The sequence below is a fragment of the Algiphilus aromaticivorans DG1253 genome (genome assembly GCF_000733765.1).
GTDB classification, from domain to species: domain Bacteria; phylum Pseudomonadota; class Gammaproteobacteria; order Nevskiales; family Nevskiaceae; genus Algiphilus; species Algiphilus aromaticivorans.
Genome location: NZ_JPOG01000001.1, coordinates 1164220 through 1184288 on the forward strand (window position 1 = coordinate 1164220; position 20069 = coordinate 1184288).

Sequence of the window (20069 nt, forward strand, 5' to 3'; positions counted from 1 at the left end):
ATTATCGCCCGAGCGCGCCCGGGCATGCCACATGCAGCGGCGAGCGGTTCTGCGCGCGGCTTACAAGGCTGCGCAGTGTCGCCGGCAACCGAGCCTGGAGCCGGCGGGCCGTGGCGCGATCAGGCAACAGCAGAAAGCAGGCGCCGCCGCTGCCGCTCAGATGGGGGCGCTGGTCGGCCAGGTCTTCGGCCGCGGCGGCTTCGGCGAGGGCGCGCATTGCCGTATCGACAGCGGGTGCGAGTGCGCGCGCCACCGGCTCGAAGACGTTGTCGCAGCGCCTGGCCGCGAAATCCTCGGCTGTCACGCGCGGACAATCGCGGCGAAGCGCTGGGTGCGCGTAGGCCGCGGCGGTGGAGACTGTCGCTTCGGGTAGCGCCAGCAGCAACCAGCCTTCTTCCGGGCAGGCCGGCTCGAGGCGTTCGCCGATGCCTTCGGCCCAGCAGGCGCGGCCGTACACGAAGACCGGAATATCGGCCCCCAGCTTTAGACCGATCGCCGCCAGTGCCTCGGCGTCCAGATCGAGTTGCCAGAGTTGGTTGAGCGCCACCAGCACCGTGGCAGCGTCGCTGGAGCCGCCACCCAGGCCAGCGCCGGCCGGAATGCGCTTGTGCACGGCGATGTCGGCACCAAGCCGGCAGCCAGTGGCGGCCTGCAGAGCTTGGGCGGCACGCACGCTCAGATCGTGTTCGAACGCCACTTCCACGTTCCCCTCGCTGCGCAGGATCTGGCCATCGGCGCGAGTCGTGATTTCAAGTTCGTCGCCCCAGTCGAGAAACTGAAAGAGGGTCTGCAACTCGTGATAACCATCCGCTCTGCGACCGGTGATGTGGAGGAAGCGGTTGATCTTGGCCGGTGCCGGCCAGCGCATGGCGCCGAAGGCGCCCTTGGCGGTGTCGTTCATTCCTGCGTGCTGTCTCGCTGCAGCGACTGCCAAGCGTCGATGCGCAGCAGGATCGTGCTGTCGGGTCCGTGTAGATGGATGCGGTACGGCAGGGCAATGCCGTCCTGTTGCGCGTAGTCGCCGTAGACGACACGCCAGCCGGATTGCGACAGTTGCGCCAGTCGTCCAGCCTCATCGAAGCCGTAGCTTGCCGCCACTCCGGGACGCGGCATGCCCAGCGCCCAATAGCGGAGGCCGGCCACCGGCAGCGACCAGCCGAGCTGCTGCCGCATCCATAGCTCCGGCCGATCGGTCTCGAACTGCTCGCCACTGCTGCGGATGCGCACGGCCTGGGGCGTGCCCGACAGGCCGACGGCGCCGCTGCCGAAGGGGCCGGCCGCGCGCGCGCTGAAGCGCTCACCGTCCTGGCTCCAGTTCAGGCGGGCGCTGCCGGTGGCGGCGTCGCTGCTGACGCGACCGCTGATGCGGAAGCCGCTGATCTCGGACAGAGCAGCGTGGTGAGCGATCCAGGCTTGGGTGCGTGCAGCGTCGGGTGGCGCGGTCTGTGGTGCGCGTGGCGTGGCGCAGGCCGCCAGCAGGAGCGCGGCGACGATCGGCAGCCAGCGTGTCATTGCGGCAGCAAGCGCTCGAGGGTCTCGCGCAGCACCGGATGGTCGGCATCGGCCTCGCGTGCCCGCTCCCAGACTTCGCGTGCTTCTTCCCGACGGTCCAGTGTCCACAGCACCTCCCCGAGATGGGCGCCGACTTCGGCGTCCGGGAAAGCCTGGAAGGCGCGCTGCAGGTAGTCGAGTGCGGCATCGGCATCACCACGCTTGAAGTGCACCCAGCCCATGCTGTCAAGGATGGCGGGGTCATCCGGGCGCAGGCGGAGCGCCTCGCTGATGAATGCTTCGGCTTGGTCGAGGCGCTCGTCATTGACCGTCAGCATGTAGCCCAGCGCATTGTGCGCGGCGGCGTTGTCGGGGTTCTCGCTGATGAGCTGGCGTAGCTGTGTCTCGGCGCCGGCCAGATTGCCGGCCTGCTCCAGTGCGAGCGCGTAGGCGTAGCGCAGCTCTTCGTCGCGCGGATAGGCGGCGACAGCGGACTCGAGTAGCTCGACCGCCGCCTCGTAACGTTGCGACCGGTAGAGGATCTCGCCCTCGGCGCGCAGCAGGCGCGGTGCCATGGCGGGGTTTCCTCGGCGCAGGCGGTGCAGCCGCTCGCGAGCGGCCTGGACTTCACCGGCTTCGGCATCCATGCGCGCCAGCTCCAGCTCGCCGCGAAGATCCTCACCGTTCTCCGCGGCGCGCTCGAACCAGCGACGCGCAAGCCCGCTTTCCCCGGTCGCGGCGGCAAGTCGGCCGAGTTGCAGAGCGGCTTCCCCGTGGTCGCCGTCGGCGTCCTCCCAGACGCGTGTCAGCGCCTCGCGCGCGGCGCTGACATCGCCGGCGTCGGCGGCCAGCCTTCCCAGCGTCAGACGCGCGTCGTTGTCGTCGGGATTGCTGGCGAGCAGCGCTTCGATCTGCGCACGAGCGGCCGCGGTCTCGCCTGACTGGAGCAGCAGCTCCGCGAAGCTCCGTCGAACCGATCGCGGGTCCGCTGTGGCTTCAGCGATCTCGTCGATGCGCGCCACGGCTTGCTCGCTACGCCCGTCACGGATCAGGGCGCCGGCTTCCAACAGCAAGATGCGGTTGCGCAAAGGGCCAGGCTCGCTTTGCGCAAAGGCTCGACCCGAAGCGTCGGCGGCACGTGCGTAGTCCTCGAAGCCGTAGGCGAGCAGGCCCAGGGCGTACAGCCCCTGGGCGTTCACCGCTTCATCCTCCGCGTGCTCGCTCACCGCGTCTTCGAGCAGTTGCATGGCGAGATCCTGGTGCGCGTCGAGGTCGGCAAGGGTGCGCGCGATATCCCGCAGCGCCGCACCCTTGTCCTCGCGTGCCTCCAGATAGCCGGAAAGATGCGTACCGGCTTCCTCGGCCTTGCCCGCTGCAGTGGCCAGGCGCAGCAGCAGGCCGTGCTGCTCGGCACCCGGCTCGCCGGTGGCCTGCCAGAGTCGGGCCAGCTCCAGGGCGAGGTCGTTGCGTCCGGCGGCGAGCGCTTCTCGGATGCCGCGTCGCGCCAGTCCCTTCTCGTTGAACAGCCGTGTGGCTTCCAGGAAGGCTTCTGCGGCCGCTTCGTGCTGGCCGCGCGCAGCCGACAGTTCCGCGACCAGTAAGCGCTCGTAGAAATGGGCGCGCTCACTGGGTTCGGCGCGCGCGCTTCGGTCGACGCGCGCGCGGAGCGTATCGGTGAGCACCTCAGTGCGGGATGTGGACTGCTCCGGTGCTTTTTGGGGCATGCCGGCGCAGCCGCCGATCAGCAGCAGGAGACCGCCGGCAAAGCCGATACGGAGGAGCAGGCGTATGGTGGCACGGAGTTCGCAGAGCATGGCCCGAGGATAGCGGATCGTCCGCGGCCGGCGTCGTGCGCGCCTTGCAGCTTCCGGCACAAAAGGGCGCGCCGCTTGAGCGCTTGCGGCTGCTGCCGGACAATAGTGCGGTGCAACAGGAATCATCATGGCGCTGATCGCACTCGGTCTGAGTCACCACAATGCCCCGGTGGAGGTGCGCTCCCAGCTCGCCTTTACCGAAAACGAAGCCGCGGACGCGCTGGCGCGACTGCGCGCGCGTGATGGTGTGCGCGAGGCCGCGCTGCTTTCGACCTGCAACCGCACCGAAATTCTGGGTGTGCTCGACCCGGCGGCCGAGGCCGTCATCCCGGCCTGGTGGTCGGCCGAGCGCGGCATGCCGGTGGAGCGTATTCGGCCGCATCTGCGCGTGCATCGCGATCTGGCAGCGATACGGCACAGCCTCCGTGTTGCCTCCGGGCTGGACTCGCTGGTCATCGGTGAGCCGCAGATTCTCGGCCAGATGAAACAGGCCTATGCGCTGGCCGAGGGCACGCAAACGGCCGGCCCGATTCTGTCGCGGTTGTTTCAGCACGCCTTTGCCGTCGCCAAGCTGGTGCGCACGCAGACCGAAATCGGTGCGCATCCGGTGTCGGTGGCCTACGCCGCCGTGCAGATGGCGCGCCGCATCTTCACCGATCTGAGCGATCAGACGGCCGTGCTTATCGGTGCCGGCGAGACCATGCAGCTGATCGCGCGGCACCTGCGCGCCCAGGGCGTGACGCGCATCATCGTCGCCAATCGCACCATCGCCAAGGCCGAGCATCTGGCGCGCGAAGTGCACGGCTACGCCATCGCGCTGGCCGACCTGCCGGAGCGGCTGTCGGATGCGGATCTGCTGGTCTCCAGCACCGGCAGCCGCGATCCGGTGGTGGCCATCGATGCGGTGCGCCACGCGCTGTCCAAGCGTCGCCACAAGCCGATGTGCATGATCGATCTCGCCGTGCCGCGCGATATTGACGCCCGCGTCGGCGGGCTGGACGACGTATTCCTCTATACCGTGGATGACCTGCGCCAGATCATCGCGCGCAACATGGATCTGCGCGAGCAGGCCGCCGAGCAGGCCGAGGCGCTGATCACGGATCGCGCCGAGGCCTTCAACCGCTGGCTGGAGTCGCGCGAAGTGGCCGGCACCATCCGCAATCTGCGCGGACGCGCGGCCGATCATCGGCAGGATGTCATGGACTGGGCGCGCCGGCGGCTGGCCGCCGGCGACGACCCCGAGGCCGTGCTGGAGCAGGCCACGCACACCCTGACCAACCGCCTCGCACATGCGCCTTCGCGCGCGCTGCGTGTCGCGGACCCGGTCGAACAATCCCTGCTCAAGTCCGCGGCGCGTAAACTCTTCGACCTTTCCGAAGACGACTAGCCGCCGCGGCCCCGCCGCCGGCGCACGCCCATGAGCCCGAATCTTCTCGACAAGATCCGCCGTCTCGCCGACCGTCGCGAAGAGGTCAGCGCCGAGCTGTCCGACCCGTCCGTGGCTGAGGACCCGCAGCGCTTCGCGCGGCTGGGTCAGGAGTACGCGCGACTTGAGGATCTGTCCGAGCGTTATGTGCAGTGGCAGCGCCTGAGCGAGGAGATTTCCAATCTCGAGGTGCTGCGCGACGACGCCGAGATGGGCGCCATGGCGCGCGAGGAGCTGGACACGCTGCGGCCGCAGATCGAGGCGATCGAGGAGGAGTTGCTCGGCTTCCTGGTGCCGCCCGACGAACGCGACGAGGCCAACGTCTTTCTCGAGATCCGCGCCGGTACCGGTGGCGACGAGGCCGCCATCTTCGCCGGCGATCTCTTCCGCATGTACAGCCGCTACGCTGAGACGCGTGGCTGGCAGGTCGAGATTCTGTCGGCCAGCGAAGGCGAGCATGGCGGCTACAAGGAAGTCATCGCGCGCGTCGCGGGCAACGGCGTCTTCTCGCGCCTGAAGTTCGAATCGGGCGGGCACCGCGTGCAGCGTGTGCCGGAGACCGAGGCCGGCGGCCGTATTCACACCTCGGCTGCGACCGTGGCCGTCATGCCCGAGCGCGCGGAGATGGAAGCCATCGACATCAACACCGCAGACCTGCGCGTGGATACCTACCGCTCCAGCGGCGCGGGCGGGCAGCACGTCAACAAGACCGACTCCGCCGTGCGCATCACGCACCTGCCCACCGGCATCGTCGTTGAATGCCAGCAGGAGCGCAGCCAGCACAAGAACCGGGCGCGGGCGATGGCCTTCCTGCAATCGCGGTTGGAGGAAGCCGAGCGGTCGAAGGTCGAACAGGCCGAAGCCGATACTCGCCGCAAGCTGGTCGGTAGCGGCGATCGCTCCGAGCGCATCCGAACCTACAACTTTCCGCAGGGTCGGATTACCGATCACCGCATCAATCTGACGCTCTACCAGCTCGAGCGAGTGATAGCCGGCGATCTGGATCAGGTTATCGAGCCGCTGCATCGCGAGTATCAGGCCGACCAGCTCGCGGCGCTGGCGGGCAGTGATGACGCCATTTAAGTCGGCCGCCGTATGAGCGAGAGCGTCGATCTGCAGGCCATGTTGCGCGCCGCGCGCGAGCAGCTCGCCGGCCGCAGCGACAGCGCCGGTCTCGACGCCGAACTGCTGCTCGCCGCCGCGCTAGGCAAGCCGCGCAGTTTTCTCTACGCCTGGCCGGATCATCAGCCCACCAGCTCGGTGCGCGAGCGTTTCGCCGACAGCATCAGAGCGCGCGCCGCCGGCCAGCCGGTGGCCTACACGCTGGGCAGCAAGGAGTTCTTCGGCCTTGATCTCGCAGTGACCCCGGCCGTGCTGATCCCGCGTCCGGATACCGAGCTGCTCGTCGAGCAGGTGTTGGAACGGCTGGACGCAGGCAGTACGGCGACCATCGCCGACCTCGGCACCGGCAGTGGCGCGGTCGCGCTGGCGCTGGCGCGGCATCTGCCGGCGGCGCGCGTATTGGGCACCGACAGCAGTGCCGAGGCGCTGAAAGTGGCGCGCGCCAATGCACGCGAGCTGCGGTTGGAAGTGGACTTTCTGCGCGGCGATTGGTGCGCGCCTCTGGGCGACGCCAGCGTCGACGTGCTCGTCGCCAACCCACCCTATGTCGCTGAAGGCGACCCGCATCTTGCCGAGTTGGCGGCCGAGCCGTTGGCGGCGCTGGTGTCGGGGCCGGAGGGGCTGGACGCACTGCGCACGATTATCGGGCAGTCTCCGCGCGTATTGCGCACCGGCGGTTGGCTGGTGCTGGAGCACGGCTTCGATCAGGGCGGGGCCGTGCGCACGCTGCTCGCCGAGGCCGGTTTTTCGGGAGTAACCAGCGCGCGCGACCTTGGCGGCCACGAGCGCGTCAGCCTCGGCCACCGGCCTTGAGCAGGATTCTTAAGGGGAGACCATCGGGACCATGAGCGAAACCGTCGCGCTGCCGCGCAGCCTCGCCATCCAGCTCATGCAGGAGGCGCAGAAGTCGTCCGAGGAGGAGGTCTGCGGCCTGATAGGGCACGCTGACGACGCTTGGCGTGTCTATCCTGTCGCCAATGCAGCGGCCGAGCGCAGCCGCGCCTTCGAGATGGACGCCGCCGGCCTGGTCGCCGCGCAGCGCGCCATGCGGCAGGCCGGTCAGTCGCTGTGGGGCATCTACCACTCGCATCCGCACAGCGCGGCGACGCCCTCGGCCGCCGATCTCGCCGAGACCGGCTACCCGGAGGCCGTGCAGATCATCATCTCGCTGGATGTCCGCGGTGTGCTGCAGTTGCGCGCCTGGCGTATCGCGGGTGAGGCCGCGCGCGAGCTACGCCTGGAAGTGCGCGACGACTGACAGCGCCCGCACGCCGCGCAGCTACAATGCAGGCCCATTTGCCGAGTGACCGACGTCATGCGTTTTTCCGGAATGCTGGTGCCCACGAGCCGCGAGACGCCGGCTGACGCCGAGCTCGTATCGCATCAGCTCATGCTGCGCGCCGGCCTCATCCGCAAGCTCGGTTCCGGGCTCTACAGCTGGATGCCGATGGGCTTGCGCGTGCTGCATCGAATCACCGCTATCGTCCGCGAGGAGATGGATCGCGCCGGCGCGCAGGAGGTGCTGCTGCCAGCGATTCAGCCGGCCGAACTCTGGCAGGCCAGCGGTCGCTGGGATGTGATGGGGCCGCTGATGCTCCGGCTGAAGGATCGCCACAAGCGCGACTTTTGCTACGGCCCCACGCACGAGGAGGTCATCACCGACCTTGTCAAGCAGGATGTTCGCAGCTGGAAGCAGCTGCCGATCAATCTCTATCAGATCCAGACCAAGTTCCGCGACGAAACGCGGCCGCGTTTCGGCCTGATGCGCGCGCGCGAATTCATCATGAAGGATGCCTACTCCTTCCACGTTGATGGCGAAGGCTTGGCGCGTGAGTACGCCAATATGCGCGCCACTTATCAGCGCATTTTCGACCGGCTGGGTGTGGATTACCGCGTCGTACAGGCCGATTCCGGCGACATCGGTGGTACCGGGTCCGAGGAGTTCCATGTGCTCGCAGGCGCTGGCGAGGACGCGCTGGCCGTGTCGGACGCCGGCGACTACGCTGCCAACGTGGAGGCTGCCGCCTGCGCGTCTCCGGGGCCTCGCCCCGCGTCGTCCGCCGAGGCAGAGGAAGTCGCCACCCCTGGCAAGGCCACCTGCGAGGATGTTGCTGAATTGTTGGGCATTCCCTTGGAGACCACCATCAAGCTGCTGGTGGTCGAGGGCACCGACGGCGGCCTGCTGGCACTGGCGTTGCGCGGCGATCACGAGCTCAACGAGGTCAAGGCCGAGCGCCACCCCCGGATCAAGAGTCCGTTGAAGCTCGCGGAGCGCGAGCGCATCAAGGAAGTCTTCGACTGCGAGGCCGGCTATCTGGGCGTACGCGATTGCCCGATTCCGGTCATCGCCGACCATTCGGCTGGGGCGCTTGCCGACTTCGTCTGCGGCGCCAACCGGGTCGACTATCACTTGCGTGGCGTCAATTGGGGGCGTGATTGCCCGGAGCCCGAGGTTGCCGACCTGCGCAATGTCCGCGAAGGCGATCCCAGCCCCGACGGGCAGGGCAGCATCCGCCTGCTGCGCGGCATCGAAGTGGGCCATATCTTCCAGCTCGGGGACAAGTACTCGAAGGCGATGGAGCTGACGGTGCTCGATGCCGGCAGCCAGTCGATCACCCCGGTCATGGGCTGCTACGGCATCGGCGTGTCGCGCATCGCCGCGGCCGTGGTTGAGCAATGCCACGACGAACAGGGCATCTGCTGGCCGCAGGCGATCGCGCCCTTCGAGCTGCTGATCTGCCCGATCGGGCTCGATCGTTCCGAGGCCGTGCGCGATGCCGCCGAGGCGCTGTACGAGGCGGCGCGCGCGGCCGGCATTGAGGTGCTGATGGACGACCGCGGCCTGCGCCCGGGCGTCATGTTCGCCGACAGCGAGCTACTGGGCATTCCACACCGGGTGGTCGTCGGCGATAAGGCGCTGGCGGACGGCGAGTACGAGTACCGCCGGCGCAGCGAGGCCGACGCCATCCGCATTCCGGCCGACCATGACGCGCTTATCGATCGCGTGCGCGCTGGCTAGCGCGTTGGCTCTGGCCGCGCCGGCTGCGCTAGTAGCAGCCGAGCGCGCCGAGCAGCGCGAGGCGCAGCGCGAAGATCCCGCGCTGCGCGCCGCGCTGGCGGAGGCCGTGGCCGAATCGGACAGCTTCGCGCACCCCTTCGACGCCGAGGTTTGGCTGCTGGACATGGCGCAGCGTCTGGGCGACCGGATTCCCGACCAGCAGGCGCGCCTGCGTCTGCTGCGCCAGGTGCATGCCGAAGCCAAGCGCGCGGAAGTCCCGCCGGAGATGGTGCTGGCGGTCATCCAGGTGGAATCGAACTTCGAGCGCTTCGCGATCTCGCATGCCGGCGCACGCGGGCTGATGCAGGTCATGCCCTTCTGGCTGGAGGAGCTGGGGCGGCCGGAGGACAACCTCTTCGACGTCGCCACCAATCTGCGCTACGGCTGCACGATTCTGGCGCATTATCTGGAGGTGGCCGACGGGCGCTGGTACGAGGCGCTGGCGCGTTACAACGGCAGTACCGGCCAGCGCTGGTACCCGGACCGGGTTTTCGCGGCGCTGCATACGCGCTGGTCGAAGCAATAGGGCGACTCTGCGGAAACACCGCATTCGGCATTTGGAGCGTCCAGTGCGCAAGTGCCCTCGCTTGCGGCCTCTCGACGCGCCTCCCTAGCGGCGGATTGTCGGGCGTGGCACTGTAGCGATCAGCCCCTCGCGAGAAGAGGGCAGGGAGACCGCGATGCTGCGCTGGATGTCACGCCTGCTGGCGTTGATCGTTGTACTTGTGCTGGCCGTCGGTGCCAGCGCTGCGCTGCTGCTCTGGGCGAGCCTGCCGATGCAGGAGGGCAGCCTGAAGCTGCGCGGCCTGGGCGCACCCGTCGAGATCCTGCGCGACGCGGACGGCGTGGCGACCATCAGCGCAGCCAGCCGCATTGACGCGGCTCGCGCCACCGGCTTCCTGCACGCCCAGGAGCGCTTCTTCCAGATGGATCTCGCTCGCCGCAGCGGTGCCGGCGAACTCGCCGCGCTGCTCGGCCCGCGCGCGCTGCCCCTTGACCGTCAGCGCCGTATCTTCGAGCTGCGAGCTCATGCGCGACGCGAGCTGCAGGCGCTGCCGCGCGCCGAGCAAGATCTTCTCTACGCCTATGCCGACGGCGTCAACGCCGGTCTGGGCGCGCTGCGCGCGCACCCCTTCGAGTATCTGCTGCTACGACAGACCCCCGAGCGTTGGCGCGCCGAGGACGCGCTGCTGGTGGCCGGGGCCATGTACTTCATGCTCACCGACTCCGACGCCAGCCATGCCCTGCAGCGCGCGCAGCTGCTGGCGGCCGGCGGCGAGGCGCTGCACGATTATCTGTTGCCCGCTGCCACGCCCTGGGATGCGCCGCTGCAGGGCGAGGCGGCTCCGCTACCGGAGCCGCCCAGTGCCGGGGTTCTGGATCTGCGTGCCATGCCGGCCGAGCGCTTTGAGGGCCAGCCCGCGCGCACGCGGCGGATTTCCGGCCTGGGCAGCAATGCCTTCGCGGTCGCTGGCGAGCGCACGGCCACGGGTGCGGCGCTGGTCGCTGGCGACATGCATTTGGGGCTGTCGATACCCAACACCTGGTACCGCTTGCGTCTGCGCGTAACCGGCGAGGACGCGCGCGACGCCACGGGTGTGACGCTGCCCGGTCTGCCATTGATCATCTCGGGCAGCAATGGACGCGTGGCCTGGGCCTTCACCAACAGCTACGGCATCTGGTTCGGGCGCATCCGTGTGCCCGCGTCGGCCGTGCGCGAGCGCGAGCTGACGCTGGCGGTCGCTGGCGACGAGAATGCGACGATGCGCCTGCTCGAGAGCGATCACGGGCCGGTAGTGCCTGGTCTGCGAGAAGGCGAATGGCACGCGCTGCGCTGGCTGCCGGTGCGGTCCGGCGTGTCCAATCTCGATCTGCTGGGAATGGAGACGGCGACGGACGTCGAGGGAGCACTGGATGTGCTCAATGGATCCGGCATCCCGCCCCAGTCGGCCGTGGTGGGGGGTGGCGATGGCCGTATCGCCTGGACCATCGCCGGTCGCATTCCCGCGCGCGCTGGGAGCGCGGCGGAGCTGCCGCTGGCCCCGGAAGCGGTCGACAGCTGGAACGGCTGGCTGCCGGACGCTGACTATCCGAGCATTATCGATCCGCCCGCAGGCCATCTTGCAAGCGCCAATGCTCGGATGCTGGCAGGTGAAGCGCTCGCGCGGGTCGGTGATGCTGGCACGGCACTGGGCGCCCGCCAGAGCCGCCTGCGCGAGCTTGTGGCGGCTGCCGACAATCTCGATGCCGCCGGTGCCCTGGCCATTCAGCGCGATGTGCACAGCGACTGGCTGGAGGCGTGGGCCGCCGAGCTGGAGCGCCTGCTCGATACCTCGCAAGCCGAGGCGCGTGCCGATATTGCCGCACTGCGCGCGTTGATGGCGGACTGGCAGCCGGAGGCGCGCGTCGACAACCGCGCCTACAGCCTCGTGCGGCGCTGGCAGACGGCCGTACACGAGCGCGTCATGCATGCGCTCACCGCACCGGTGCGGGCCGAGTACCCCGACTTCGTGCTGGACGCCTTTCCGGTCAGCCAGGCTGCCGTGCTGGACGTCGTGCAACGCCAGCCGGCGCATCTTCTGGATCCGCGCTTCGACGCCTGGCCGGACTTCCTGCTGGCGGCGCTGGACGGCGCGCTGGACGCAGACGCCGAGGCTGCGCCGGTGCGCCCCTGGGGTGTCTACAATCAGCTGGACATGCGACATCCCTTGTCCGGGGCGTTGCCGGGCCTGGGTCGCCTGCTTGACATGCCGGCTGAGCCGCTACCGGGCGATGCCGATGTCGTGCGCGTGCAGGGACCGTCTTTCGGGGCCTCCCAGCGCATGGCGATCACCGTCGGCGCGGAGGGCGAGGCGATCTTCCACATGCCGGGTGGGCAGAGCGGGCATCCGGCTTCACCGCACTATCGTGCCGGGCACACGGACTGGGCAGTCGCGCGTGCCGCTCCGTTGTTGCCTGGGCGGGCGGTCGCCCGCCTGGAGTTGCGGCCTTGAGCGGCTCGGCCGGATGTAGAAAAGCGCGGCTTGCTTTAGGCTTGGAGGCTGCGGTGCGCGGGGGAGATGCGCGGTCGGCTCCGCGAGCGCGGCAAGCCGGTGCACAGTCAGCGCCGACGCAACAGCTTTGTACAACAATGATCGGGATTCCAATGGGAGGTTCCATGCGCAGCATCAGCATTGCTTCAATCGCCGGCCTGCTCGCAGCCGGGTTCAGTTCCGCCGCCACCGCGCAAGAGGCGCATCAGGGGATGTCGCCCTTCTCCTCGGTGGACGCCTTTCTGAGTTATTCCGATCTGCAGAGCGATGGCGGCGGGAGCGTGGATATCGACGACGCCGATATCGGCGGTGGCATGCGGCTTCGCATGGGTTTCGGCGATCTGTTTTTCATCGACGGGGGCTTCAACAGTGTCAGTGTCGACAATCCCGAGCTGTCGTCGGGCGGCTCGGCGCAGGATGTTTCGGTGCGATTCCGTGAGCAGCACATTGCCGGCGGCCTTCGTTATGCGCTATTCGATGACGCACTGGTTCCCTACGTCACCGTGGGTGAATACCGTCCGCGCATTCGGGTCAGCGGCCCGGACGGCAGTGAGCGCGTATCGGATTCCAGCATGATCTTCGGCGCCGGCGTGCACTACACGGTGATGACGGCGCTGCACGTGGTCGCCAGCTACCGCCGCGCGGATGACCTTGATGTGGGCGAGTTCGAGGAGGTCGAAATCGGCGGTGCCTATCAGTTTGCCCGTTCGCTGGCGATCTTCGCGACCTACCGCACAGCCGATATCGAGTTCGATGGCGGTGGCGCCTTCGAACCGAGCGACATCCGCCTCGGCCTGCGCTTCAGCTTTGATGCAGAGGGCGACGACGAAGACTTCTACTAGAAGCCCCTTCGTGCCCCGCATCCTCGTTGTTTATTACTCGCGCACGGGCGGCACCAGGCGGCTCGCGCGCGAGGTGGCGCGTGGCGTCGACAGCTGCCGCGGAGCGGAGGCTCTGCTGCGCACCGTCCCGCCGGTGACCACCGAGGTCGCCGGCAGGGCGGATGCCGTGCCGGACGACGGGCCGCCCTATGCCACGCTGGAAGAGCTGGGTGACTGCGACGGCTTGTTGCTCGGCAGCCCTACGCGTTTCGGCAACATGGCGGCCCCACTCAAGCACTTTCTCGATGGCAGCTCGGCGCTGTGGTTGTCGGGGGCGCTGGCGGGCAAGCCGGCTGGCGTATTCACGTCCACGGCGAGCCTGCATGGCGGACAGGAAAGCACCTGTCTGTCGATGATGCTGCCGCTGTTGCATCACGGCATGCTGATTGCCGGTCTGCCCTATAGCGAGCCGCAGCTGACGAGCACCCGCAGTGGCGGTACGCCCTATGGCGCTTCGCACTGGGCGGGCTCCGAGGGCCGCGAGGCCGATCAAGACGAGCTGGCTCTGGCGCATGCCCTGGGCGCGCGGGTCGCCGATATCGCCGTGCGCCTGGGAGGCCGCGCATGAGTCCGGCGCGTGTGGTTTGGGTCCTCGATCTGCTGCTGCTGCTCGGCCTGTTGGGCAGCCTCGCGATGGCCGGTCCGGCTGGCTGGCTGGCGGCCGTGCCCCTGCTATTGATGCTGCCCTGGCTGATTCGCGGACGCCCACGCGCGTTCGCGCTGCTGAGCCTGTTGATCGTGCTCTACATCGGCGGTGGCTTGGCCTTCCGCGACACCGGCGCCGGTATGACCGTCGCCTGGCTGGGTGCCGGCCTCTTCCTGGGCGCGACCGCCTTCGTGCGTTTCACTGCCGTGGAGCGGCGGCGGGCGGCGGACCGGCAAGGCTCGGCGCTCTAGCGCGGGTTACGAACCACAGAATCGCAGATTGACTCAGATGGCTCGGCTGGAAGGCCCTCGACTGCGGTTTCGCTCGCTCGGCATCCATGCCGAGCGAGCCCTGCGCGCGACGCCCGCCTCGGCCACCCTCAAGGGCACGGATCGCGCTGGCTCGCCGCTGCGCGGCATCGCCAAAGCATTTTTCAGCCCTGGCCAGTCGTCCGGGTGAATCGATGACTCCAGCCTCGCTTGCCTTGTGATGGAGCGGTTCTTCTGGCCAGCGCGTCGTTCAGCCTTCGCCCAGCACCATGCGCACGAAGGGCGCCGTGATGCGTCCGCGCTTGGCGGCCAGTGCGGCGATGTCCAGCCGTTCCAGCGCTGATTCCAGATGACCGGGGTCGCGTCTTTCGTGGCGTAGCAACCAGGCCACAGCGGTGTCGCTGATGTGCAGACCGCGTTGCTGCGCGCGCGCTTCCAGCCAGCTGCGCAGCGATGTCTCGTCCAGCGGCCGCAGTCGGAAGGCGCTGCACTGCGTGAGCCGCGTCTGCAGGTCGCGCAGCAGCTCGGGTAAGTTCTGGGTTTCACAGCGCGCCGCTACTGCCAGCGGCAGCCCCTGGCTGCGCCGACTGTCGAGCACCCGCAGCAAGGTCGTTGCGGCCTCGGGGCGCCCGCTCAGCGCCTCCAGGTCATCGACGCCCAGCCAGCTCACCGACTCGGCGCCGGCGAGGCTGTCGCTATCGCTGATCATGTCCGCAGGCAAGTAGAGCGCACCCGGCTCGCTGCGCGCGCGGGCGCGCAGCAGATGCGTCTTGCCGCAGCCGGGCGGGCCGTGCAAGTAGAGGCAGCCAGTGTCGTAGCGCAGGCTGTGCAGGGCGGCGGCGTTGTCGCCGATCACGAAGTGTTCGAAGCCGGGCGGCCGGCGCGCTGCCATGGCCAGCGGTAGCTGCCCGCTCACGGGGGTGATTCCTCCGGCGCGTCGTCGCTGCCGACGTAGACTGGGCTGTGCAGCCAGCGCTGCTTGGCGTGGCGCATCAGCACCGAGATGCCAGCAGAGGCGGGCAGGGCCAGCAATACGCCCACGAAGCCGAAGAGCTGTCCGCCGGCCAGCAGCGCGAAGATTACCGCCACCGGGTGAAGGCCGATGCGGTCGCCGACCAGCATGGGCGTCAGTACCGCGGTCTCCAGGATCTGGCCGACGCCAAAGACGAGCAATACCCAGAGCAGGGGCAGCAACGCCTGCTCCTGGAAGAGCATGGCCACGACGGCGGCACTGAGCCCGACGATCAGCCCTAGATAGGGCACGAAGCTGACCATCCCGGCGACGATGCCGATGAGCAGCGCCAGCTCCAGACCGGCCATCCAGAGGCCGGTGGTGTAGATGAGCGCCAGCGCAGCCATTACCGTGAGCTGGCCGCGTAGGAAGGCAGCGAGCACGGTATCCGTCTCGGTGGCGATCTCGCGGATCTTGCCGACGAAGGGGCGCGGGATCATGCCGTCGATCCAGGCGATGAGGCGGTCCCAGTCGCGCAGCAGATAGAAGGTCACCACCGGCACCATCAGGATGTTGACGAGGACGGTGAGCAGCGCGCCGCCGGACTGCGTTGCCTTGGATAGCAGCTCGCGCGCGATGCTGCCGGCTTGCTCCCAGTTGTCGCTTACCAGCTCGCGCAAGCTCTGTGCGTCGATGCGGCCGCCATCCGGAATTGTGACGCCGAGGGTCGGCAGCGCCGTTTCCTGCAGCCATTGCAGATATTCTGGAAGGCGCTGCAGAAAGGTCTGCAGCTGTTGTTGCAGCAAGGGAAGCAGCAGCGCGATGGCTGCCAGCGAGCCGAGCGTGATGGTGCTGAAGACGATGACAACGCCACTGGTGCGCGATAGGCGCAGGCGTTCCAGACGGTCAACGAGCGGGTCGCCGAGATAGGCCAGCGCCGCGCCCAGTACGAAAGGCAGCAAAATTGGCGTCAGCAGCCAGAGCACGAGCAGCAGGCCGGCGCCGGCACCGATCCAGATAAAGCTTTCCTTGCGTTGCGGATTCACGGAGACGCTCCTCCCGGCCAATAGGGGGTGTACCAGCTGTCAGCCGGCGCGGCTGCAATAATAGACGTCCATTGTCCCAATCCGCGCGAATGGCGCGGCCATCATGAGCCAGACACCGCTTAGCTATCGCGATGCCGGCGTCGATATCGACGCTGCCGACGACCTCGTCAAGGATATCAAGCAGCTCGCCGCGACGACCCAGCGGCCAGAAGTCATGGGGGGCGTCGGCGGTTTTGGCGCGCTGATGCGTCTGCCCAGCGGCTATCGCGATCCGGTGCTCGTCTCCGGCACCGACGGCGTCGGCACCAAGCTGCGGTTGGGTATCGACCAGGGTCGCGTGCGTGGTCTGGGTATCGACCTGGTGGCGATGTGCGTCAACGACATCCTGTGTTGCGGCGCCGAGCCACTCTTTTTTCTCGACTATTACGCCACCGGTAAGCTGGACCCCGCCACGGCGGCCGAAGTGATCGCCGGCATCGCCGACGGTTGCCGGCAGGCCGGCTGCGCGCTCATCGGAGGCGAGACGGCCGAGATGCCCGGCATGTACGGCAGTGGCGACTTCGACCTGGCCGGCTTCGCGGTGGGTGTGGCCGAGGCCGACGCCATTGTTGATGGCCGGCGCAATGTGCAGGCCGGCGACGTGCTCGTCGGGCTGGCCTCTTCAGGCCTGCATTCCAACGGCTTTTCGTTGGCACGCGCTGTCGTGGCGCGGCAGGGAGCAGACATGGACGAAGAAGTCGATGGACATGCTCTGGGCGATCTGCTGCTGGCGCCGACGCGCATCTATGCACCGGCGGTCAAGGCGCTGCTCGGCCAGTTGCCAGTGCATGCCATGGCGCATATCACCGGCGGCGGCATCACCGAGAACCTGCCACGTGTTCTGCCGGAAGGTTGCGGCGCCGAAGTCGATCCGAATACCTGGCAGCGTCCGGCCATCTTCGACTGGCTCGCCGACAAGGGGCCGGTGACGCCGGAGGAAATGCTGCGCACCTTCAATTGCGGCATCGGATTCGTTTTCGCGCTGCCGGCCGATTCGCTCGATGACGCGCTGCAGCGTTTGCGCGACGCCGGTGAGGCGCCCTGCGTTATCGGAAAGGTCGTGGAGGGCGAAGCCGGAGTCCGTTACAGCGCATGAGGGCACGTCTCTGCGTCCTAGTCTCGGGCCGCGGGCGCAATCTGCGCGCGCTGCATGCTGCATGCGCGGATGGTCGCATCGATGCGGATCTGGTGCGCGTTGTGTCCAACCGGCCGGATGCAGCCGCTGTCAGCTTCGCGCGCGAGCAGGGCATCGAGGCGGTCGTCGTGGACAACCGCGAATTCGGCACCCGCATGGCCTTCGACGCGGCGCTGGGCGATGCCATCGCCGCGGCCGACCCGGACTGGATCGCGCTGGCCGGCTTCATGCGTGTGCTGAGCGACGGGCTGGTGCAGCGCTTCGCCGGTCGCATGCTCAATGTGCACCCATCGCTGCTGCCGCGTCACCGAGGGTTGCACACGCACCGTGCGGTAATGGCCGCGGGTGAGCGTGAGCACGGTGCCAGTGTGCACTTCGTTTCGCCCGAACTGGACAGCGGCCCCGTCATCATTCAGGGGCGGTGCAGCGTGACCGCGGATGATGATGAGGACACGTTGGCGCAGCGCGTGCTGGAGACAGTCGAGTTGCGCATCTACCCCCAGGCCGTGGCCTGGGCCTGCGCGGGACGACTGCGCTGGCGCGGCCGATCGGCCGTGCTGGACGATCGCGCGCTGACCCGGCCCCTGGACCTCACATCCTTGGAAGAGGGCTTCTAGCACATGCGCATTCAGCAATGGATTCAGGCAGCGACGCTGGCGGCTGCCGCCGGCGGAACGGCTGGCACGGCAGGTGCCAGCGAGCCGCCCCTCGACGCGCTGCCTACTTTCGAGGCGGTCTATGCCGCTACCTGGAAAGGTCTCAAGCTCGGCGAGATCGTGCTGGAACTCAAGCGCGAGGGCGAGTACTGCTATCGCTACCGCTCCACTGCCAAGCCGCGTGCCATGGTCCGCATGTTCTACGGCGAGCCCCAGGAGACCAGCCATTTCTGCCTGGTTGACGGCGAAGTGAAGCCCGTTCGCTTTGTTTATGACCACGGCGAGGACAGCTTCGAACTCGACTTCGATAGCATCGAGGGCGAGGTGCGCGGCGCCGGGCAGACGCGCGAGCTGCCGGACAACGCGCAGGACCGCTTCGGCATGCATCAGGCCGTGCGCGCCTGGATCATGAGCCAAGCCCCCGAGCCGCCGGAAGGCGACTACGTCTTCACCATGGTCGAGGACGACCGCATGGCCGAGTACACGCTGCGCGTGACCGGCGAGGAGCAGGTGAAGGTTCCGGCGGGGCGCTACGACAGCTTTCTGTTGGAGCGTGTCGACGACCGCAAGATCAACCGTTTCTGGGTGGCTCCTGATGCGGCCTACATGCCGGTGAAGGTGGAGACGGGCCGCGACGGCAGCATCCAGCTGAGCATGGAGCTACAGCGCTTCACGCCCACCAGCGGCGACTGAGGTAGCGGCTCAGGCCGCCAGTCGTCCCTCGGCGCGCAGCTTGTCGAGGTGCGCCTCGATATTGACGCGTGCCAGCGGCATCAGAAAGTCGGGCGTGCTGCCGCCGTAGATGCGCTCGAGCATGCTGTCGACGTCGGCGCCGGCAGCCTGCATCTCCAGCACCTGCTGCTCGCGCATCTGGCGGTGCGCCAATGTTTCGCGCAGGCGGTAGGTGCCGCCCACGGCCGGGCCGTGCGAGGGAATGACCACGGCCGGGTCGAGAGCGATGACGCGCGCCAGCGAAGCGAAATAGGCGGACATGTCGCCCTCTTCGCCGCCGACGACGACGGTGCCGACCCCCTGGACGAGATCCGAGACCATGCACCAGGCGCGTGAATCAGGCATGGGGGCGAGCTGTCCGGCGTCATGGCCCGGCACGGCGATGACGCGTACCGGCTCTCCCTGCCAGCGGCCGACGATGTCGCCTTCACCCACTGTGCGTACGTCGATGCCCTCGAACCAAGCTGCGCCCTCGCGCGTGGCGATACGCGCCCGTGTGTCTGCCGAGCACAGCAATGGCACGCCACGCTCGCGCGCCAGACGATTGGCGCCTTCGCGATGGTCGGGGTGGTGATGGGTGAGCAGCACAGCTGCCAGTGGCCAGTCGGCGATGGTGTCGCGCAGCTTGGCGTAGTGCTTCTCGCCGGCAGGCGAGGGGTCGATGAGCAAGCCGCCGCCGGCCGCGTCTTCGATATACAGACAATTGGTGTGCTGCGCCGGGGGGATGGTGTTCGAGGGCACGGCCAGAAGATGCAGGCCGCCGATGGGCGCGATCGCGGCGAAGCGGTCGGCGTCCTCGAATCCGGCCGCCAGCTCGGGCGCCTCGCGCGCCGCTGGATCGTCGGCCAGCGCTCGCAGCACCGCCAGGGTGGGCGGCGCGCACAGTAGCTTTCCGCTTCCCCATTCCGCGAGCCATTCGCGCGGATGCCGCCACTGCGCCTCGGTGATTTCCTCGGCTTCGAGTTGTAGATCCGGCGCCGTTCGAAGGTCGACACGGTAGAAATGGGTGGCGAAGCGGCGCGGGATGAAGCTCGGAGTGATGGCGTGCCCGATGGCCGCCATGTCGGCGACCAAGTGGTCGGCGAGCAGGCCGGGCAGGTCGATACCCACTTCCTCATGCACCTCTCGCGCCAGCGCGCGCTGCGCGGCGAGATCGCCGGTGTCCTCGGGCAGGCGGTCAGCATCGTCCACCTTGCCGCCCGGAAAGGCCCAGTAGCCGGGAAAGGCGGAGAGTGACTCGCGCCGGCGCACCATGAGCACGCGCTCGTCATGGACCAGAACGCCGGCGGCGGCGTCTTTAATCGCGGAATTCATGCGTGCCTATTGCGCCTTGGTGAGGAGGAGCTTCGAGGGTAACGCAACAGTGAGCCGGCCTCATCGCCCCTTCAGACGCTGCAGCGCGCGGCGCTCCTTCTTGTCCGGACGGCTGTCGGGTACCGGCACGTGGCTGGCGCGGGCCTCGGCGCGACGCGCCTCGCGCTGCTCGATGCTTTCGGGTGTTTCCTCGTATAGGCGCTGCGCTTCTGGCGCGCCGCGGCGCTTGTCGTCGAGGTCGCGCACGACGACTTCCATCTCGACGGAACCGCGGCGAATGCGCAGGCGCGCGCCTATGCGCACGGGCTTGCCGACCTTGGGGCGCTCGCCGTCGTAGCGCACGTGCCCGGCTTCGACAGCGTTGCGGGCCAGCGAGCGCGTCTTGAAGAGGCGCGCGGCCCAGAGCCACTTGTCGAGGCGGACGTCGCCGCCTGCCGGCGCGCTCATCGCCTCAGC

Annotated in this window: 20 protein-coding genes; 13 read left to right on the forward strand and 7 right to left on the reverse strand. The window is 68.2% G+C overall.

What is annotated here, in order from left to right:
• Position 1: 1 nt before the first annotated feature.
• Genes ispE through U743_RS05345 form a run of 3 tightly spaced genes read right to left on the reverse strand, consistent with a single transcriptional unit; the run spans position 2 to position 3305 of the window.
• Entirely contained in the window at positions 2-901 is a 900-nt protein-coding gene (gene ispE, locus U743_RS05335) for a 4-(cytidine 5'-diphospho)-2-C-methyl-D-erythritol kinase (protein WP_052367564.1), read from the reverse strand.
• A complete protein-coding gene (gene lolB, locus U743_RS05340) occupies positions 898-1512 on the reverse strand; it encodes a lipoprotein insertase outer membrane protein LolB (protein ID WP_043766135.1) in 615 nt (204 codons plus the stop codon). The genes ispE and lolB overlap by 4 nt, the downstream gene beginning before the upstream one ends.
• Positions 1509-3305 (reverse strand): tetratricopeptide repeat protein, encoded by a 1797-nt coding sequence (locus U743_RS05345; protein ID WP_043766137.1) that lies wholly within the window; start codon positions 3303-3305, stop codon positions 1509-1511. Before U743_RS05345 ends, lolB begins: the two co-directional genes overlap by 4 nt.
• A 127-nt stretch (positions 3306-3432) precedes the next feature.
• Between U743_RS05345 and hemA the strand changes: the two genes are divergently transcribed.
• From hemA to U743_RS05395, 10 genes are all read left to right on the forward strand, one after another.
• Complete coding sequence (gene hemA / locus U743_RS05350) at positions 3433-4692, forward strand: glutamyl-tRNA reductase (protein ID WP_043766139.1); 1260 nt, start codon at positions 3433-3435, stop codon at positions 4690-4692.
• Positions 4693-4722: 30 nt separating this feature from the next.
• Positions 4723-5814, forward strand: coding sequence for a peptide chain release factor 1 (gene prfA, locus U743_RS05355; protein WP_043766141.1), 1092 nt, complete (start codon positions 4723-4725; stop codon positions 5812-5814).
• A gap of 12 nt (positions 5815-5826) precedes the next feature.
• Positions 5827-6666, forward strand: a complete 840-nt coding sequence (gene prmC / locus U743_RS05360) for a peptide chain release factor N(5)-glutamine methyltransferase (protein WP_043766143.1) — start codon at positions 5827-5829, stop codon at positions 6664-6666.
• 31 nt (positions 6667-6697) lie between these two features.
• Positions 6698-7111: a M67 family metallopeptidase gene (locus U743_RS05365; protein WP_043766146.1), complete on the forward strand. Its 414-nt coding sequence runs from the start codon at positions 6698-6700 to the stop codon at positions 7109-7111.
• 57 nt (positions 7112-7168) lie between these two features.
• A complete protein-coding gene (locus U743_RS05370) occupies positions 7169-8872 on the forward strand; it encodes a proline--tRNA ligase (RefSeq protein ID WP_043771268.1) in 1704 nt (567 codons plus the stop codon).
• The gene (locus U743_RS05375) at positions 8838-9437 is read left to right on the forward strand and encodes a transglycosylase SLT domain-containing protein (protein WP_043766148.1); all 600 of its coding nucleotides are present in this window, start codon (positions 8838-8840) and stop codon (positions 9435-9437) included. Before U743_RS05370 ends, U743_RS05375 begins: the two co-directional genes overlap by 35 nt.
• 154 nt (positions 9438-9591) lie before the next feature.
• Complete coding sequence (locus tag U743_RS05380) at positions 9592-11904, forward strand: penicillin acylase family protein (RefSeq protein WP_043766151.1); 2313 nt, start codon at positions 9592-9594, stop codon at positions 11902-11904.
• A gap of 164 nt (positions 11905-12068) precedes the next feature.
• On the forward strand, positions 12069-12785 hold the full coding sequence (locus tag U743_RS05385; protein WP_043766153.1) for an outer membrane beta-barrel protein: 717 nt from the start codon (positions 12069-12071) through the stop codon (positions 12783-12785).
• Positions 12754-13392, forward strand: a complete 639-nt coding sequence (wrbA, locus tag U743_RS05390; RefSeq protein WP_052367565.1) for an NAD(P)H:quinone oxidoreductase — start codon at positions 12754-12756, stop codon at positions 13390-13392. The genes U743_RS05385 and wrbA overlap by 32 nt, the downstream gene beginning before the upstream one ends.
• A complete protein-coding gene (locus tag U743_RS05395; RefSeq protein ID WP_043766159.1) occupies positions 13389-13721 on the forward strand; it encodes a DUF2069 domain-containing protein in 333 nt (110 codons plus the stop codon). Before wrbA ends, U743_RS05395 begins: the two co-directional genes overlap by 4 nt.
• A gap of 268 nt (positions 13722-13989) precedes the next feature.
• Here the strand turns inward: U743_RS05395 and U743_RS05400 are convergent, their stop codons facing one another.
• Positions 13990-14655 carry an HdaA/DnaA family protein gene (locus U743_RS05400; protein WP_043766162.1) on the reverse strand — a complete coding sequence of 222 codons (666 nt, stop codon included), beginning with the start codon at positions 14653-14655 and terminating at the stop codon, positions 13990-13992.
• Positions 14652-15737: an AI-2E family transporter gene (locus U743_RS05405; RefSeq protein WP_043766163.1), complete on the reverse strand. Its 1086-nt coding sequence runs from the start codon at positions 15735-15737 to the stop codon at positions 14652-14654. Before U743_RS05405 ends, U743_RS05400 begins: the two co-directional genes overlap by 4 nt.
• Positions 15738-15840: 103 nt before the next feature.
• Between U743_RS05405 and purM the strand changes: the two genes are divergently transcribed.
• Genes purM through U743_RS05420 form a run of 3 tightly spaced genes read left to right on the forward strand, consistent with a single transcriptional unit; the run spans position 15841 to position 18260 of the window.
• A complete protein-coding gene (purM, locus tag U743_RS05410; protein WP_043766166.1) occupies positions 15841-16872 on the forward strand; it encodes a phosphoribosylformylglycinamidine cyclo-ligase in 1032 nt (343 codons plus the stop codon).
• Positions 16869-17528 carry a phosphoribosylglycinamide formyltransferase gene (gene purN, locus U743_RS05415; RefSeq protein WP_043766168.1) on the forward strand — a complete coding sequence of 220 codons (660 nt, stop codon included), beginning with the start codon at positions 16869-16871 and terminating at the stop codon, positions 17526-17528. Before purM ends, purN begins: the two co-directional genes overlap by 4 nt.
• A gap of 3 nt (positions 17529-17531) precedes the next feature.
• Positions 17532-18260 carry a DUF3108 domain-containing protein gene (locus tag U743_RS05420; RefSeq protein WP_043766170.1) on the forward strand — a complete coding sequence of 243 codons (729 nt, stop codon included), beginning with the start codon at positions 17532-17534 and terminating at the stop codon, positions 18258-18260.
• 9 nt (positions 18261-18269) lie between these two features.
• On the opposite strand, the gene U743_RS05425 is transcribed toward U743_RS05420, so the two are convergent.
• Entirely contained in the window at positions 18270-19613 is a 1344-nt protein-coding gene (locus tag U743_RS05425) for an NUDIX domain-containing protein (RefSeq protein ID WP_043766172.1), read from the reverse strand.
• Between the two features lie 60 nt (positions 19614-19673).
• A complete protein-coding gene (locus U743_RS05430) occupies positions 19674-20060 on the reverse strand; it encodes an RNA-binding S4 domain-containing protein (protein WP_043766174.1) in 387 nt (128 codons plus the stop codon).
• Positions 20061-20069: the final 9 nt, after the last annotated feature.

Coding starts and splice junctions, on each gene's coding strand:
- ispE (WP_052367564.1), bottom strand. CDS start 901: ATGAACGACACCGCCAAGGGCGCCTTCGGCGCCATGCGCTGGCCGGCA.
- lolB (WP_043766135.1), bottom strand. CDS start 1,512: ATGACACGCTGGCTGCCGATCGTCGCCGCGCTCCTGCTGGCGGCCTGC.
- U743_RS05345 (WP_043766137.1), bottom strand. CDS start 3,305: ATGCTCTGCGAACTCCGTGCCACCATACGCCTGCTCCTCCGTATCGGC.
- hemA (WP_043766139.1), top strand. CDS start 3,433: ATGGCGCTGATCGCACTCGGTCTGAGTCACCACAATGCCCCGGTGGAG.
- prfA (WP_043766141.1), top strand. CDS start 4,723: ATGAGCCCGAATCTTCTCGACAAGATCCGCCGTCTCGCCGACCGTCGC.
- prmC (WP_043766143.1), top strand. CDS start 5,827: ATGAGCGAGAGCGTCGATCTGCAGGCCATGTTGCGCGCCGCGCGCGAG.
- U743_RS05365 (WP_043766146.1), top strand. CDS start 6,698: ATGAGCGAAACCGTCGCGCTGCCGCGCAGCCTCGCCATCCAGCTCATG.
- U743_RS05370 (WP_043771268.1), top strand. CDS start 7,169: ATGCGTTTTTCCGGAATGCTGGTGCCCACGAGCCGCGAGACGCCGGCT.
- U743_RS05375 (WP_043766148.1), top strand. CDS start 8,838: ATGACGCGCTTATCGATCGCGTGCGCGCTGGCTAGCGCGTTGGCTCTG.
- U743_RS05380 (WP_043766151.1), top strand. CDS start 9,592: ATGCTGCGCTGGATGTCACGCCTGCTGGCGTTGATCGTTGTACTTGTG.
- U743_RS05385 (WP_043766153.1), top strand. CDS start 12,069: ATGCGCAGCATCAGCATTGCTTCAATCGCCGGCCTGCTCGCAGCCGGG.
- wrbA (WP_052367565.1), top strand. CDS start 12,754: ATGCAGAGGGCGACGACGAAGACTTCTACTAGAAGCCCCTTCGTGCCC.
- U743_RS05395 (WP_043766159.1), top strand. CDS start 13,389: ATGAGTCCGGCGCGTGTGGTTTGGGTCCTCGATCTGCTGCTGCTGCTC.
- purM (WP_043766166.1), top strand. CDS start 15,841: ATGAGCCAGACACCGCTTAGCTATCGCGATGCCGGCGTCGATATCGAC.
- purN (WP_043766168.1), top strand. CDS start 16,869: ATGAGGGCACGTCTCTGCGTCCTAGTCTCGGGCCGCGGGCGCAATCTG.
- U743_RS05420 (WP_043766170.1), top strand. CDS start 17,532: ATGCGCATTCAGCAATGGATTCAGGCAGCGACGCTGGCGGCTGCCGCC.
- U743_RS05425 (WP_043766172.1), bottom strand. CDS start 19,613: ATGAATTCCGCGATTAAAGACGCCGCCGCCGGCGTTCTGGTCCATGAC.
- U743_RS05430 (WP_043766174.1), bottom strand. CDS start 20,060: ATGAGCGCGCCGGCAGGCGGCGACGTCCGCCTCGACAAGTGGCTCTGG.